12 protein-coding genes are annotated in these 14340 nt (G+C 72.4%); 7 read left to right on the top strand and 5 right to left on the bottom strand.

The annotated features are described in order from the left end of the window. Positions 1–229 precede the first annotated feature (229 nt). The gene (locus tag AC3IYJ_RS03755; protein WP_489399911.1) at positions 230–874 is read right to left on the bottom strand and encodes a lysophospholipid acyltransferase family protein; all 645 of its coding nucleotides are present in this window, start codon (positions 872–874) and stop codon (positions 230–232) included. Positions 875–1116: 242 nt separating this feature from the next. Between AC3IYJ_RS03755 and AC3IYJ_RS03750 the strand changes: the two genes are divergently transcribed. Beyond that, complete coding sequence (locus tag AC3IYJ_RS03750; RefSeq protein ID WP_489399910.1) at positions 1117–1896, top strand: maleylpyruvate isomerase family mycothiol-dependent enzyme; 780 nt, start codon at positions 1117–1119, stop codon at positions 1894–1896. Between the two features lie 30 nt (positions 1897–1926). On the opposite strand, the gene AC3IYJ_RS03745 is transcribed toward AC3IYJ_RS03750, so the two are convergent. Then, positions 1927–3606, bottom strand: a complete 1680-nt coding sequence (locus tag AC3IYJ_RS03745; RefSeq protein WP_489399909.1) for a flavin monoamine oxidase family protein — start codon at positions 3604–3606, stop codon at positions 1927–1929. Positions 3607–3817: 211 nt separating this feature from the next. After that, the gene (locus AC3IYJ_RS03740) at positions 3818–4513 is read right to left on the bottom strand and encodes a TetR/AcrR family transcriptional regulator (protein ID WP_489399908.1); all 696 of its coding nucleotides are present in this window, start codon (positions 4511–4513) and stop codon (positions 3818–3820) included. Positions 4514–4642: 129 nt separating this feature from the next. Between AC3IYJ_RS03740 and AC3IYJ_RS03735 the strand changes: the two genes are divergently transcribed. The 6 genes from AC3IYJ_RS03735 (at position 4643) to AC3IYJ_RS03710 (ending at position 11892) form a co-directional block, all read left to right on the top strand. Further along, a complete protein-coding gene (locus tag AC3IYJ_RS03735; RefSeq protein ID WP_489399907.1) occupies positions 4643–6328 on the top strand; it encodes an amidohydrolase in 1686 nt (561 codons plus the stop codon). A 147-nt stretch (positions 6329–6475) separates the two neighbouring features. After that, positions 6476–8152 (top strand): ABC transporter substrate-binding protein, encoded by a 1677-nt coding sequence (locus AC3IYJ_RS03730; RefSeq protein WP_489399906.1) that lies wholly within the window; start codon positions 6476–6478, stop codon positions 8150–8152. Further along, positions 8149–9117 carry an ABC transporter permease gene (locus AC3IYJ_RS03725; RefSeq protein WP_489399905.1) on the top strand — a complete coding sequence of 323 codons (969 nt, stop codon included), beginning with the start codon at positions 8149–8151 and terminating at the stop codon, positions 9115–9117. The genes AC3IYJ_RS03730 and AC3IYJ_RS03725 overlap by 4 nt, the downstream gene beginning before the upstream one ends. Beyond that, entirely contained in the window at positions 9114–10001 is an 888-nt protein-coding gene (locus AC3IYJ_RS03720) for an ABC transporter permease (RefSeq protein ID WP_489399904.1), read from the top strand. Before AC3IYJ_RS03725 ends, AC3IYJ_RS03720 begins: the two co-directional genes overlap by 4 nt. Then, positions 10001–10975 carry an ABC transporter ATP-binding protein gene (locus AC3IYJ_RS03715; RefSeq protein WP_489399903.1) on the top strand — a complete coding sequence of 325 codons (975 nt, stop codon included), beginning with the start codon at positions 10001–10003 and terminating at the stop codon, positions 10973–10975. The genes AC3IYJ_RS03720 and AC3IYJ_RS03715 overlap by 1 nt, the downstream gene beginning before the upstream one ends. Positions 10976–11061: 86 nt before the next feature. After that, positions 11062–11892, top strand: a complete 831-nt coding sequence (locus AC3IYJ_RS03710; RefSeq protein ID WP_489402677.1) for an ABC transporter ATP-binding protein — start codon at positions 11062–11064, stop codon at positions 11890–11892. 13 nt (positions 11893–11905) lie between these two features. On the opposite strand, the gene AC3IYJ_RS03705 is transcribed toward AC3IYJ_RS03710, so the two are convergent. Both AC3IYJ_RS03705 and AC3IYJ_RS03700 read right to left on the bottom strand, forming a co-directional pair. Next, positions 11906–12793 carry a carbon-nitrogen hydrolase family protein gene (locus AC3IYJ_RS03705; RefSeq protein ID WP_489399902.1) on the bottom strand — a complete coding sequence of 296 codons (888 nt, stop codon included), beginning with the start codon at positions 12791–12793 and terminating at the stop codon, positions 11906–11908. Between the two features lie 8 nt (positions 12794–12801). Beyond that, positions 12802–14325 (bottom strand): APC family permease, encoded by a 1524-nt coding sequence (locus tag AC3IYJ_RS03700; protein WP_489399901.1) that lies wholly within the window; start codon positions 14323–14325, stop codon positions 12802–12804. Between the last annotated feature and the right edge of the window lie 15 nt (positions 14326–14340).

Genomic DNA, 14340 nt, shown 5'->3' with positions numbered 1-14340 from the left:
ATCAGCCCCTCGCACCCCGGCGTGATCATCACGCGTGGGATGTCGGTCGCTACGGTACGTGAGTAAGTGTCCGGCGTGTGCTCGCGGTATGACAAGCCGGTCCGGCGCGGGAGCCGGGAGGGCTGTGTCACACGGGGGCGACGTTTGGGGCCGCGACGGCCCGGCCGGTCGCGCCGAACAGGGTTGTGGGTGACGGTTGTTGGGGTTCCGAGGTGCCGGGGGTGTGGGGTCATGCTGCCAGGCGGGTCACCGCGGTCCGCCAGGCCGCGGTCACAGCGCCGTGGGCCGTGGCCGTCGCGTCCGGGAGGCTCTCCGGCAGGAGCAGGGGTGCGCCGACGTGGACGTGCAGGCGAGGCCTGCGCGCCGGGGCCGTGAGGACTCCGGCGATCTGCTTGGCCGTCCGCCCGGAGCTCACCCGGCGGGCGCCCGCCTGGCCGACCGGGCGGACGGGTGCGCCCGTGGTCCGGGCGAGGCGGGCCAGGCCGCTGCGGAAGGGCAGGGGCGCGGCCTCCCCGGAGTCGAGGCGGGCCGGGATCCCGCCCTCCCCGTACATCAGTACGCACCTGCCCGCCGCCAGGGCCTCGGCGGCCTCGTCGAGCGAATTCGCCGCGCGGGCCGTACGCCGGTGGACCGGGATGTGCCCCTCGCGGGCGAGCGCGCCTCCGAGCACCGGGACGCGCCACAGTCCGGCCGCCGCCATGACCACCGGCTCCACGCCGAGGCGGCGCAGTGCGGCGACCACGAGGACCGGGTCGAACAGGCTCGTGTGATTGGCGACCAGGATGGTCCCTTCCGCGACCGGGCCCGAGGTGTCCGCGGTGACGGTCATCCGCCCGAACAGCGGGGCCAGGGCTGCGGCGACGTGGCTGATCATGGAACCTCCGGTGTGCGCGAACTGCGTGTCACCAGGGTCCCGGCCGGCGCCCGGCCCGGCATGAGTCGACGTACTCAGCCCGCCTGGGTACGTGGTCCGTGCGGGTGCGGAGGCGGGCGGAAGTTGACATCCCCGACGCTCGCGAATTACCTTCGCGGTGCATTACTTGAAGACATGAATCATCCAGATCGTCAAGCATCTTCGGCTCCCGGTGCAGCACCATCACGAGGAAGGGCGCAGACATGAACCCCGCCCAGCACGGAGCGGCCGTCGCGGCCGAGGCCGCCGGATTCGTCGCCGCGGTCGAGGCGGCCGACCTCTCCACCCCGGTGCCCACCTGCCCCGGCTGGACCCTGGCGGACCTCACGCGGCACGTCGGCAGCGTCCACCGCTGGTTCAGCGAACTGCTCCGCCGGCGCGTCCAGCAGCCGCCGACCAGCCGTGAGGTGGACCTGCGCCTGCCCGAGCACCCCGACGCCCTCCCCGGCTGGCTGGTCATGAGCGCAGGGGAGGCTGCCGAGGTGTTCGCCGCCACCGACCTGGACGCGCCGATGTGGGCCTGGGGAGTCGATCAGCACGCCCGGTTCTGGGTTCGGCGCATGCTCTTCGAGACCCTCGTGCACCGGGTCGACGCCCAGCTCGCACTCGGGCTCCCGACGCACGTCGACCGCGTACTGGCGGTCGACGGCATCGACGAGTTCCTCACCAACCTGCCCTTCGCCGCCCCCTTCGCGCCGCTGACCGCCCAACTGCGCGCCGCGGACCGGACCGTTCGCTTCAGCTGCACGGACGGCGGCGACGCCGACGGCGGTCGCGGCGACTGGCTGGTCGGCCTGCGCCCCGACGGGTTCGGCCTGGTGGCCGACCGGTCCGAGCCCCGCGCGGCGGACGCCACGGTCCGGGGGTCGGCCGCGGATCTCCTGTTGCTCCTCTACGGCCGTCTGGACCGCCGGAGCGAAACCTTCGAGCTGCTGGGCGACCCGGACCTGCTCGACCACTGGTTCGCCCACTCGGCCTTCTGAGCCGAGAGCGGCAGGGTCCCGGGCCGGGGGTCAGACCTGGCAGGCGATCTCCGCCGCGACGCGTTCGCCGGAGGCGACCGCCGCGTTCAGGGTGGAGTCCTCCGGGTCGGTGTGCTCGCCCGCGAAGTGGATCCGGCCCTCCTGGAGCGCCTCGCAGCCGGCCATCGAGGTGTACTGGCCCACCTTGTAGTACTGATAGGCGCCCCGCTGCCAAGGGGCGAGCGACCAGTGGTCCTCGTACGCCCTGCCGGTGAACGCGGCCCTGGTGCCCGGGTACACGTTCTCGACCTGGGAGAGGAACCAGTCGACGTCCGCGGCCGGCGCCGGGCCGTGCGCGGCGCCGGTCAGCGTGTCGCGCGCGGTGTTCCCGCCGGGGAAGCCGACCATGAGCGCGGGTGAGCCGTGGGGGCCGAGCGCCACCGAGCCGTCCCAGGCCGTCTGGTAGCCGAGCGGGCCGGTGTTGCTGATCCCGTTGAAGCCGAGGCGCGGCCAGGTCTTGGCCGAGAGCTCGGTGACGAGCTTCGCGTTCTGGCCCATGCCCTGCTGCCGGATGGCGGTCAGCTTGCGGGTCGACAGGCCCGCCCCGGAGAGGTCCACGTCGCGCAGCGTGCTGAAGGGCAGGGCCAGCACCACGTGGTCGGCCGCCGCCGTGACCGTGCTGCCGCCGCGGTCGAAGGTGCAGGTGTACGAGCCGTCCCCGTTGCGGCGCAGGGCGACGAGCTGGTGGCCCTGGCGGACCGTCCCGGCCGGCAGCTGCGCCGCCATCCCGCTGACCAGCTGGTCGTTGCCGCCGACGAGGTGGTACTTCTCGTCGAAGCCGCCGCCCGCGAAGACGGACGAGCCCCCGAGGAAGCCGATCATGCCGAGAGCCGAGGCCTCGGCGGGTTCCCCGCCCGACTGGAGCTGCAGGGACCGGATGAGCTGGCCGAGCTGCGAGCCCGGGGCCAGCCCGATCTCGTCGAGGTAGTCCAGGCAGGAGAGGTGGTCCAGCCGGTACGCCTCCGGGGTGTAGTTGTCGTAGCGCGCGGTGCCGGCCGCGGCGTAGGAGGCGCTGAACGCGTCGTAGGCCGCCGCGATCCAGTCGTCCTGCTGGTCGGACCCGGGGTAGGAGCCGCCGTTGATCCGGGCGGCGTAGTCGCCGGCGTTCAGGGCGCCGCCGTTCGCGAACTCCCTCTGCAGGCCCAGGTCGTGGGCGAGCCCGAGGACGGCGGAGTCGGTGGAGCTGATGAAGGAACCGCCGTGCTCGTGGACCGCGCCGCCGGCGAAGAAGCCGCGCAGGGACCAGCACCGGCCGCCGATGTGGGTGGTGTCGGCCTCGTAGACCGTCGTGGTGAGCGGGTTGCCCCGGTTCCACAGGCGGTGCGCGCAGCGCAGCCCCGCGAGCCCCGCGCCGACGATCACCACGCGCGGGGCCGCGGGGCCGGTGGCGGCCGAAGCGCTGCGCGGGGAGAGCAGGCCGCCGGGCAGCGCCGCGGCGAGGGCCGTCGCGCCGGCCGCGCCGAGCACCCGGCGGCGGCTCGGCATGCGGGCGGGGGAGTCCTGTCCGGCTGCGCGACGTGCGCGCCGGGCGTTCTCGGTGGCCTCGGTGTGCTCGCCGACGACTTCGGCGACGGGCATGCCCCGGCGGCGGGCTTCGGCGTACAGGGAGAAGGCGAGGCGCAGCGGGTCGGGTATGCCGGCGCGGTTGGCCGACTGGTGCACGTGGTGCATGAGATCCCTCTTCTCGGAATCCTGCGGAGACGGCATGGACTCGGACTGAGGGGGAGTGAACCGGTGGCGCAACGCCGTTGTCAACGACGTTGCGCCACTTTCCGCGCGCAAGGGTACGGGCAGGGGTACGGGCAGCGGTGCGGATGGCGTACGGGTGACGGTTCGGTCGGAAGGGGCGTGCGGGTGCGGGGAGTTGGGCTTGGAAGAGGGCCTACGCGCCGCGCAGTGCCTCGACCCGGGTCTCGATCGCGGTGATCAGCGCCTCGACCCGGGTCCGGAAGATCTCCTCGTCCGTCACCTCGGCCAACTGGGTGCTCAGCCGCGTGATGTTGGGGAATCCCTCGGGGTCGACCAGTCGGTACTCCCGGTTCCAGGAGGACTCGTCGGCGGCCCGGATGTCCGGGTCGAACAGCAGGTAGGCGGCGCGCTGGCCGACGTAGGCGAGGAGGGAGTCGCCGACCATCCGGTAGTGGACGGCCGCCTCGGCCCCTTCGAGCCCGGCCTCGGTGACCGCGCCGAGGATCAGCTCGACGACGCGGAACTCGTTGGGTCTGCGGGTGGTCCGGCTGGCCATGGTCGAGCCGACCACCGGGTACCTGAGGGCGACTTCGAGGGAGCCGTCGGCGAGCGCCCGCAGCCGGTCCTTCCAGTCGAGCCCGGCGGGGATGCTGTCGAGCACCTCGCCGAGCGTGCGGTCGGCGACGGAGAGCAGGAGCTCGTCCTTGTCGCGGAAGTGCCGGTAGATCGCGGTCGGGTCGGCGCCGAGCTCCTCGCCGAGGCGCCGGACGGTGAAGGCGTCCTCGCTGCCGCGGGCCGCGATGCGCAGGCTCGCTTCGATGATCGCGTCGGGTGTGAGCTGGCTGCCCGCGCGCTTGGACCGGGCGGGTGTCTCGGATGACTTCGGCATGGTGCGGCCAGTGTATCGATTTGGAACAGAGGGAGCGCAACACCGTTGACAACATTGTTGCGCTCCCGTTCACTCCTCCTCAACGAACAAGCCGTGCGGGTATGTCCCGCCGAGCCGGAGGATGCGTCGATGGGCAAGACCAGGCAGCGTGCCGACACCGTCTTCGTAGGAGGGCGGGTCTTCACCGGGACATCGGCCACCCCGATCGACGCCGCCGTCGCCGTCGGAGGCGGCCGGATCATCGCCGTCGCCGACGCGGCCACCGTGCGCTCCCTCGCGGACACGGACACCGAGGTCGTCGACCTCGCGGGCGGACTGCTCATCCCGGGATTCCAGGACGCCCACGTCCACCCCGCGGTGGCCGGAGTACAGATGCTCGGCTGCGACCTGAGCGGCGAGCGCACCATCGAGGGCTACCTCAAGGTGGTCGCCGAGTTCGCCGGGGCCCACCCCGACGCGACCTGGATCCGCGGCGGCGGCTGGTCGATGGACGTCTTCCCCGGGGGTACGCCGACCCGCGCCATGCTCGACGCGGTGGTCCCGGACCGGCCCGTCCTGCTCACCAACCGGGACGGCCACGGAGCCTGGGTCAACACCCGGGCGCTGGAGATCGCCGGAGTCGACGCCGCCACCCCCGACCCGGCCGACGGCCGGATCGAGCGCGAGGCCGACGGAAGCCCGGCCGGCACCCTCCAGGAGGGTGCCGTCGAGCTGGTCGCGCACCACGTGCCCATCGCGACGCCCGACGAGGCGCACGCCGGCCTGCTCGCCGCGCAGGAGCACCTGCTCTCCCTCGGCGTGACCAGCTGGCAGGACGCCATGATCGGGGCCTTCCCCGGCAATCCCGACAATTACCACGTCTACCTGCGGGCCGCCCGCGAGGGCTCCCTGCGCGCACGGGTCGTCGGCGCCCTGTGGTGGGACCGCGAGCGCGGCCTGGAGCAGATACCCGACATCGAGGAGCGCCGCCGCACCGGGCAGGTGGGCCGCTTCAACGCCACCAGCGTGAAGATCATGCAGGACGGCATCGCCGAGAACTTCACGGCGGGCATGCTGGAGCCCTACCTCGACGGGTGCGGCTGCGCCACCGCCAACTCGGGGCTCAGCTTCATCGCCCCCGAGGTGCTCACCGCGGCGGTCGCCCGGCTCGACGCCTCGGGCTTCCAGATCCACTTCCACGCACTCGGGGACCGGGCCGTGCGCGAGGTGCTCGACGCGCTCGCCGAAGCCCGCGAGGCCAACGGCGCCAACGACAACCGCCACCACCTCGCACACCTGCAGCTCGTCCACCCCGAGGACATCGCCCGCTTCGCGAGCCTGGACGCGGCCGCCAACATCCAGGCGCTGTGGGCCGCCCACGAACCGCAGATGGACGAGCTCACGATCCCCTTCCTCGGACCGGAACGGGCCCGGCTCCAGTACCCGTTCGGCGACCTCCAGCGCGCCGGAGCCCGCCTGGTCGCGGGCAGCGACTGGTCGGTCAGCAGCCCCAACCCGCTGTGGGGCATCCACGTCGCCGTCAACCGCTCCGTACCCGACGAGGCCCCCAACTCGCCGGAGACGTTCGAACCGATGCCGCCCTTCTTCCCGGAGCAGGCCCTGACCCTCTCCCAGGCGCTCACCGCCTACACCGCGGGCAGCGCGTGGGTGAACCACCTCGACGAGGTCACCGGCACCGTCGAGGAGGGCAAGTACGCGGACCTCGTGGTCCTCGACCGGGATCCCTTCGCCCACCCCCCGAGGGAGATCGCCGACACCCGCGTGCTCCGCACCTACATCGACGGCGAACTGGTCTTCTCCGCCGCCACCGACTGAGCCGCCACCGACTGAGCCGCGCCCGGCCGAGCATTCCCGGCCGGGCAGTCACCAGCCGAGCCTTCGCCAGCCGAGCCTTCGCCGGCCGGGCCGCCACCGGCCGCGCGTCACCCACCCCACCGAGCTCATCCCTCAGGGAGCCAGACGATGTCATCACCCCGATCGGGATCCCCGCTGCACCGCAGCGGCCGAAGCCGCGCCCGCCACGCCGTGGCCGCCGCCCTCGCCGCGGCCGCCGTGCTCGTCACGAGCGCGTGCAGCGGCACCGCGAACCCGGCCAAGGACCAGGCCGCCTCCTACCGGCTCACGGACAGGACGCCCGCCGCCGCCGGAAACCTGGACTCCTTCACCTGGTCCGTCTACGCGGAGCCGACCACCATCGACTACGCCTACTCGTTCGACTTCCCGCCCAACCAGATCCTCGCCAACGTCTGCGAGAGCCTGCTGCGCTGGAACCCCGACCTGACGACCTCGCCGGGCCTCGCGGCCTCGTACGCCAACCCCACGCCCACCACCTGGGTCTACCAGATCCGCCCCGGCGTGAAGTTCCACGACGGCACGGCGCTCACCGCCGACGACGCCGTCGCCTCGCTGCGCCGCAACCTCGACCCCGAGACGGCCAGCGTCTGGGCGAACCAGTACAAGAACGTGAAGTCCATCGACAAGACCGGTCCGATGGAAGTCACCGTCACGCTCAACAAGCCGGACTCCACCTTCAACAAGTACCTGGCCGCGAGCCCCGGCACCGTGGAATCCGCCGCCACCCTCGCCAAGTCCGGCAAGGACTACGGCAATCCGCAGACCGGCGTGAACTGCACCGGCCCCTTCTCCTTCGGGTCCTGGACCTCGGGCCAGTCGCTCACCCTCAAGCGGTTCGACGGGTACTGGAACCAGGAGCTGAAGGCCAAGTCCGGCGAGGTGAAGTTCGTCTTCCTCGCCGACGCCACGACCCGCGTCAACGCCTTCCAGAGCGGTGAGGTCGACGGAGGCTGGATGGTCCCGCCGAACGCCTACGCCCGACTGGGCTCCACCGAGGCCGGGAAGCTCTACTTCGGCCGCAACACCACCGTCGCCGACGAGGTGGTCAGCAACCTCAAGGGCCCCCTCGGCGACCCCCGCGTCCGCCAGGCCCTGCTCATGGCCGTCGACCGCAAGGGCATCGTCAAGGCCGGGGCCGGCGGGGTCGGCGACGTCTCCGACTCGCTCGTCACCGACAGCCTCTGGGCCGACGCGCCCCCCGGGACCCGCGAAGCGCTCCAGAAGGACCTGCCGAAGTACCCCTACGACCCGGCGAAGGCCAAGGCGCTCGCCGCCGAGGCCGGCGTCAACGGCCAGAAGATCGTGATCGCCACCAGTCCGCTGGACTCCCAGACGACCATCATCACCCAGGCCGTCGCCCAGGCGGCCACGGCCATCGGACTGAAGCCGGAGATCAACTCCCTCTCCGCGGAGAAGTACACGACCCTCTTCACCGACCCGGCGGCGCGCGAGGGCATCGACCTCTTCCTCACCTTCTGGTACACCTCCATCACCGACCCGCTGGACATGTTCGCCTCGCTGGAGACCGGCGCGTTCAGCAACTACGGCAACTGGTCCGACCCCGCCTTCGACGCGGCCGTCGACCGGGCCGTCGGAGCCTACGACCCCGCCGAACACGCGGCCGCCAACGCCGAGGCCCAGAAGATCGCCTCGCGCGAACTGCCCTGGCTGCCCCTCTACACCCAGCCCGTCAGCGTCTTCCTCGGCAAGAAGATCACCGGTGTCCAGCCGTCCATTGCCTACCTCTACTACCCGTGGGCGGCCGAGATCGGAGCCAAGGGATGACGGCCGCGGTGGCCCGGGCCGGACGGGTGCTGCGCCGCCTCGCCGGCATGGCGGCGACCCTGCTCGTCACCTCCTTCCTCGTCTTCTCCTCCCTGTTCCTGGCGCCCGGCGACCCGGCCAGCTTCCTGATCAAGGGGCGCAGCCCCAGCCCCGAGGACCTCGCCGCGCTCCGCAGCCAGTACGGCTTCGACGAGCCGTTCCTGGTCCGGTACTGGAACTGGCTCGGCGGGGTGCTGCACGGCGACTTCGGCCGCTCCTACCTCTTCCACCAGGACGTCAGCGCGGTCGTCTGGTCCCGCCTGCCCTCGTCCATGCTCCTCATCGGAATGTCGGGCCTGATGATCGCGGTGTTCGGCATCGGCTCCGGCATCGTCGGCGCGCTGCGCCGCGGCAGCCGCATCGACCGTTCCCTCATGCTGCTCGTGACGGTGGGCGCGGCGGCTCCCGCCTTCGTGGCCGCCCTGCTCCTCAGATCGGTGTTCGGAGTGCAACTGGGCTGGTTCCCGACCATCGGCAACGGCGAAGGCGTCATGGACAGGCTGCACCACGTGATCCTGCCCGCCGTCGCCCTGTCCGTGACCTTCACCGCACTGGTGACCCGCGTGACCCGCTCGGCCATGCTCGACGAGCTGCGCCGCGACCACGTGGAGGTCGCGCTCAGCCGCGGGACCCCGCGCCGCACCGTCATCCGGCGCCACGTCCTGCGCAACGCCCTCGGACCGATCGTCACCGTCTCCGCGCTCCTGGTCTCGGGCATGCTCGTCAGCACCGCGATCGTGGAGACCGCCTTCGGGATGTCCGGCGTGGGCTCCCTGCTCGTGCAGTCCGTGGACCAGCTCGACTTCCAGGTCGTCCAGGCCATCGTGCTGATGGTGGTCGCCGCGTTCGTCGTCGTCAACGCCCTCGTGGACCTCGTCCACCCGCTGATCGACCCGCGCATGGCGGCGGCGGGGAGCGCCCGATGAGCACACTCCCCGAAGCGGGCACCCGGGCCCGCTCCCCGCGCACCCGGCGCCGACCGCTCGCCCGCCTGAGGCGTCTGGGCGGCAGTCGGCTCCAGCGGACCTGCCTGCTGCTCCTCGTCCTGTTCGTACTCATCGCGCTCCTGGGACCCTGGATCGCCCCGGAGGACCCGACCTTCGGGCACCTCGGCGACACCCTGCTCGGGCCGAGCGGCGAACACTGGCTGGGCACCGACCAGGGCGGCCACGACACCCTCTCGGCGCTCCTCGTCGCCACCCGGACCAGCCTGGCGGGCCCGCTCGCCGTCGTACTGTTCTCCACCCTCCTCGGCGTCGCCGTGGGCCTGTTCACCGCCTGGCGCGGCGGATGGATCGACACCGCCGTCGGCCGGGTCCTCGACGTCCTGTTCGCCTTCCCGGCGCTGCTCCTCGCGATCCTCGCGGTGGCCCTGTTCGGCAAGGGGATGACCGCGCCGGTGATCGCCATGGCGATCGCCTACATGCCGTACACGGCGCGCCTCGTCCGGGGCCTGGCCGTCCAGGAGAAGTCCCGGCCCTACATCGCCGCCTACCAGGTGCAGGGCCACTCGGCCCTGTACGTGACGGTCCGCAGGCTGCTGCCCAATATCGCCCCGACGCTGCTCGCCCAGTCGACGGTGAACTTCGGCTACGCGCTGCTCGACCTCGCCGCCCTGTCCTTCCTCGGACTCGGCGTGCAGCCGCCCACACCCGACTGGGGCGCCATGATCAACCAGGGCCAGGCGGCCGTCCTGCAGGGGCAGCCGCTGTCCGCAATCGCGCCGGCCGTGGCGGTCGTGCTGGTCGTCGTCGCCTTCAACGTCGTCGGGGAAGACCTCGGCGACCGGCTCGCGGGGAGGGACTCCTGATGACACTGCTCGAATACGACGCCCTGCGCGTCACCCTCCCGGCGATGGCCCGCCCCGTCCTCGACGGGATCACCCTCACCGTCGCCGCCGGGGAGGTCGTCGCCCTCGTCGGCGAATCCGGTTCGGGCAAGTCCGTCACCGCCCGCGCCGCCCTAGGCCTCTTCCCGCAGGGCGCCGGGATCGGCGGCCGGGTGCGCGTCGACGGGACCGACCTGGTCGGCGCCGACCCCGCGAGCCTGCGCGAGGTGCGCACGAACAAGGCCGCGATGATCTACCAGGACCCCCGGGCGGCCATCAACCCCGTGCGCCGGGTGGGGGACTTCCTCACGGAGCCGCTGCGCCAGGTCCACGGCTGGTCCAGGTCACGGGCCGACGTCAGGGCCGCCGAACTGCTCGGCGCCGTCGGCCTGCCCGATCCCGTCCGGCACCTGAACCAGTTCCCGCACGAGCTCTCCGGCGGCATGCTCCAGCGCGTCGTGATCGCCGCGGCCCTGACCGCGGAACCCCGGCTGCTGCTCTGCGACGAGCCGACCACAGCGCTCGACGTCAGCACCCAGGCCGAGATCCTGGCCATCCTGGGACGCCTGCAACGCGAACGCGGCCTCGGGCTCCTCCTCATCACCCACGACATCGAGCTCGCGGCCTCCGTCAGCGACCGGATCTACGTCATGTACGCGGGCCGGATCGTGGAGACCGCGCCGGTGGCGGAGCTCTTCGGTTCCCCCCGGCACCCCTACACCGCGGGCCTGCTCGGATCCTCCCCGCCGCTCGCCGGCCCCCTGGCCCGCCTCACCCCCATACCCGGCGCCCCGATGGGGCTCCTGGAATCCGCGCCCGGCTGCGCCTTCGCACCCCGCTGCCGGTTCGCCGAACCAGGGCTCTGCGACCGGTCCGCGCCGGAGCTCGAACGGCACGGACCGGCCGAGGTCGCCTGCCACCGCGTCGCCGAACTCACCCGCGAGGAGGACCGTTGAGCACCGAGCAGAGAACAGACGGCGAGCCGGGAACGGACGGCGAGCCGAGGACGGACGGCGAGCCGGGAACGGACAGCGCCCCGGAGCTGCTCAGGGTGCGCGGCCTGCGCAAGACCTACCGGACCGGCGGGAAGGAGGTCGTCGCCGTGGACGGCCTGTCCTTCTCGGTACGGGCGGGCGGGGCACTGGGCATCGTGGGGGAGTCCGGATCCGGGAAGACCACCACGGCCCGGATGCTGGTCGGGCTCGAACGCCCCGACGCGGGGGAGATCCTCGTACAGGGCCGGCCGCTGGCGGACTCCGTACGGGGGAGGCCGGCGCGGCTGGCGAGGGCGAAGGCCGTCCAGATCGTCTTCCAGGACCCCTACCTCTCCCTGGACGCCCGGATCAGCATCGGCGCCACGATCGACGGTGTGCTCCGGCTGCACGGCATGTCCGACCGGACGGCGCGTGCCGCCCGGGTGAAGGAGCTGCTGGCCCAGGTCGGCCTCGGTGACCGCGAGGCGGCCGCGCTGCCCCGACGGCTCTCGGGCGGACAACGCCAGCGCGCCGCGATCGCACGGGCACTGGCGGTGGAACCGGCCGTCCTGGTGCTGGACGAGGCGGTGTCCGCCCTGGACGTGTCGGTGCAGGCCCAGGTGCTCAACCTGCTCTCCGACATCCGGCGCGACACCGGGATCGGCCTGGTCTTCGTCAGCCACGACCTGGCCGTGGTCCGCTACGTCTGCGACGAGGCGCTCGTCATGTACCGCGGCCTGACGATGGAGCACCGCCCGGTCGCGGAGCTCCTCGGAGACCCGCAGCACCCCTACACGCGGCTGCTGCTGGCCTCCGTACCCCGTCCGGGATGGGACCCCGATTCGATCAGCCGGCGGCGCCGCGAGCTCGATCCGCTGAGCGCGACGGCCACCGGGTGACGCGGCGGCGGTGCTACGGGGTCCCGCTCTCCTCCTTCAGCCAGTGCGGGGTGCGGAAGGTCGCGCCGCCGTACATCGGGAGGGGTATCGATTCCCCGTACCGGGCGAGCTGGTTCCAGGGGCGGTTGATGCCGGTGGATCCGTAGCGGCGCACCCGGGTGACGGCGTCGAGGTCCAGTACGTCGACGAGGACCTCCTCGCCGGGCCCGGCCTGCTGGCGTACGGCACCTTCGGGGTCGACGACGGCGCTGGCACCGACCCCGGCCGGGTCGGCGGCGTTGACGTTGACGACGTACACCTGGTTGGTCCAGGCGTTGGCGCGGGCGCAGACCAGCTCCATCTCCCGGTCGCGGGTGGGCGTCAGGGTGGGCTGGATGATGATCTCCGCTCCCAGCCAGGCGAGTTGGCGGACCGTCTCCGGGAAGGAGCCGTCGTAGCAGATGGCCAGGCCCGCCCGGCCGACGCCGGGGATGTCGAAGACGGTGAACTCGTGGCCGGGCACGGCCTTTTCGTAGGGCTGCCAGGGGAAGACCTTGCGGTAGCGGGCGAGGATCTCGCCCTCGGGGGAGACGGCGAGGGCCGTGTTGTGGATGCGGCCGTCCTCGGCGCGCTCGTAGAGGCTTCCCGGGATCAGCCACAGCCCGGTCTCCCTGGCCAGGGCACAGATCCGGTCGGTCAGCGGTCCGGGGATCGTGACGGCGGCCCGTTCCATCCAGTCGTCGGGGGCCGGGCTCAGGAGCAGGCCCTCGGCGGCGAGCAGGAGTTCGGGGACGACGACGAGCTGGACGTGGGGGAAGAGCTCGCGCGTGGCGCGGATCTGTTCGTCGAAGCGCTGCCAGCTCGCTTCGAGGTCGTGGGGCACGGGCTTGGTCTGCAGGGCGGCGATGGCCAGGGTGCGCATGGGTTTCGTCAGTCCTTGGTGAGGGTGGGTTCGGCGACGGTGCGGGCGGGGTCGGCGACGGAGGTGCGGCCGTCGCGGAAGAAGCGCCGGAAGCGGGTGCGGACGACGGCCAGTGCCAGGGCGCCCGCGGCGATCGAGCCGACTCCGAGGAGGAAGACCCCGCCGATGCCGTGGAAGGAGGTGCTCCCGTAGGCCGGGTCGTACATGTCGTGGGCGCTGCGGGCGAAGGCCGCCAGCATCAGTACGCCGCCCACCAGGGGCAGGACCCCGCGCAGCAGCATGTCGCGCGGTGAGTCCCGCAGCCGCTCGCGGAAGTGCCAGACGCAGGCCAGCGCGGTGGTGCCGTAGTAGCAGGCTATGAGCAGCCCGATGCAGAGGATGGCGTCGCCGAGGAAGTCTCCGGAGACGAGCGTGAGCAGGACCAGCAGGCAGGCCGCCACCGCTCCGAAGCACAGGGTTCCGAAGGCGGGGGTGCGGTGGCGCGGGTGGATGCGGGCCAGGGCGGACGGCAGGGCTCCGTGGGAGGCCATGGACAGGGTGCCGCGGGAGCTGCCGACCAGGCAGGTCAGCAGCGCGGAGACGGCCGAGACGCAGACGGCCAGTTGCATGGCCTTGGCCAGGGCGGTACCGAGTACGGGTGGGGCGAGGGTGCTCAGGACGTCCGCCGCGTTGTCGGGATTGCCCAGGCCGATGCCCTCGGTGCCGGTGCCGGCGAAGCTGATCGCCGCGAACGCGGTGAACAGGTAGGTACCGAGCAGCACCACGGTCGACAGGACGGCGGCCTGGCCGGAAACGCGGTCGCCGTCGCGGGTCTCCTCGTTGGCCGTGATCAGTGCGTCCCAGCCCCAGTAGATGAACAGGCACAGCAGTACGGCCTCGGCCAGTGACCCGAGGTCGTCGAACGCGAAGGGGTTGAGCCAGGCGAGGGACGGGGTGGCGGCACCGGCCCGGCCGAAGGCGGTGACGCCGAAGCCGAGCAGGGCCAGCAGCTGGAGGCCGAGCAGCACGTACTGGACGGAGGCCGCGAGCTGCAGCCCCCGGTAGGCGATCGAGGTGACGGCGGCCAGCAGGAGCACGGCGGTGACCGTCACGGCCGTGCCGCTGTCGGCGAGGGAGTCCAGGCCGAGGAGGCGCAGCAGGTATCCGGCGCCGACCTGGGAGAGGGCGGTCATCGCGATGAGGGTGGCGCAGATGGGCACCCAGCCTCCCGCGAGCCAGCCGGTCACCGGCCCGAAAGCGCGGGTGGTCCATACGAAGGTGGTTCCGCAGTCGGGCATCTCCCGGTTGAGCTCGCGGAAGGCGAACGCGGTGAGCAGGACGGGCAGGAAGCCGAGGAGCAGGGCGGCGGGGGCCAGGTTCCCGACGGTCAGCGTCACGAAGCCGAGGGTGACGGCGATGCTGTACGCCGGTGCCACGGACGACAGCCCGAGGGTGACGGAGGCGAGCAGGCCCACGGAACCGGCGCGCAGCCCCTTGCCGACGGGGGCGGGCGCCGGCCCGGTTCTCGCCCCGGTGTCGGTCGGATCGGTCATGGTGCCTCCTGGAGG

Source organism: Streptomyces sp. GL_140 (genome assembly GCF_057834465.1).
This window is presented reverse-complemented; position numbering and strand designations above follow the sequence as displayed.

Coding starts and splice junctions, on each gene's coding strand:
- AC3IYJ_RS03730 (WP_489399906.1), top strand. CDS start 6,476: ATGTCATCACCCCGATCGGGATCCCCGCTGCACCGCAGCGGCCGAAGC.
- AC3IYJ_RS03735 (WP_489399907.1), top strand. CDS start 4,643: ATGGGCAAGACCAGGCAGCGTGCCGACACCGTCTTCGTAGGAGGGCGG.
- AC3IYJ_RS03725 (WP_489399905.1), top strand. CDS start 8,149: ATGACGGCCGCGGTGGCCCGGGCCGGACGGGTGCTGCGCCGCCTCGCC.
- AC3IYJ_RS03755 (WP_489399911.1), bottom strand. CDS start 874: ATGATCAGCCACGTCGCCGCAGCCCTGGCCCCGCTGTTCGGGCGGATG.
- AC3IYJ_RS03700 (WP_489399901.1), bottom strand. CDS start 14,325: ATGACCGATCCGACCGACACCGGGGCGAGAACCGGGCCGGCGCCCGCC.
- AC3IYJ_RS03705 (WP_489399902.1), bottom strand. CDS start 12,793: ATGCGCACCCTGGCCATCGCCGCCCTGCAGACCAAGCCCGTGCCCCAC.
- AC3IYJ_RS03745 (WP_489399909.1), bottom strand. CDS start 3,606: ATGCACCACGTGCACCAGTCGGCCAACCGCGCCGGCATACCCGACCCG.
- AC3IYJ_RS03720 (WP_489399904.1), top strand. CDS start 9,114: ATGAGCACACTCCCCGAAGCGGGCACCCGGGCCCGCTCCCCGCGCACC.
- AC3IYJ_RS03715 (WP_489399903.1), top strand. CDS start 10,001: ATGACACTGCTCGAATACGACGCCCTGCGCGTCACCCTCCCGGCGATG.
- AC3IYJ_RS03740 (WP_489399908.1), bottom strand. CDS start 4,513: ATGCCGAAGTCATCCGAGACACCCGCCCGGTCCAAGCGCGCGGGCAGC.
- AC3IYJ_RS03750 (WP_489399910.1), top strand. CDS start 1,117: ATGAACCCCGCCCAGCACGGAGCGGCCGTCGCGGCCGAGGCCGCCGGA.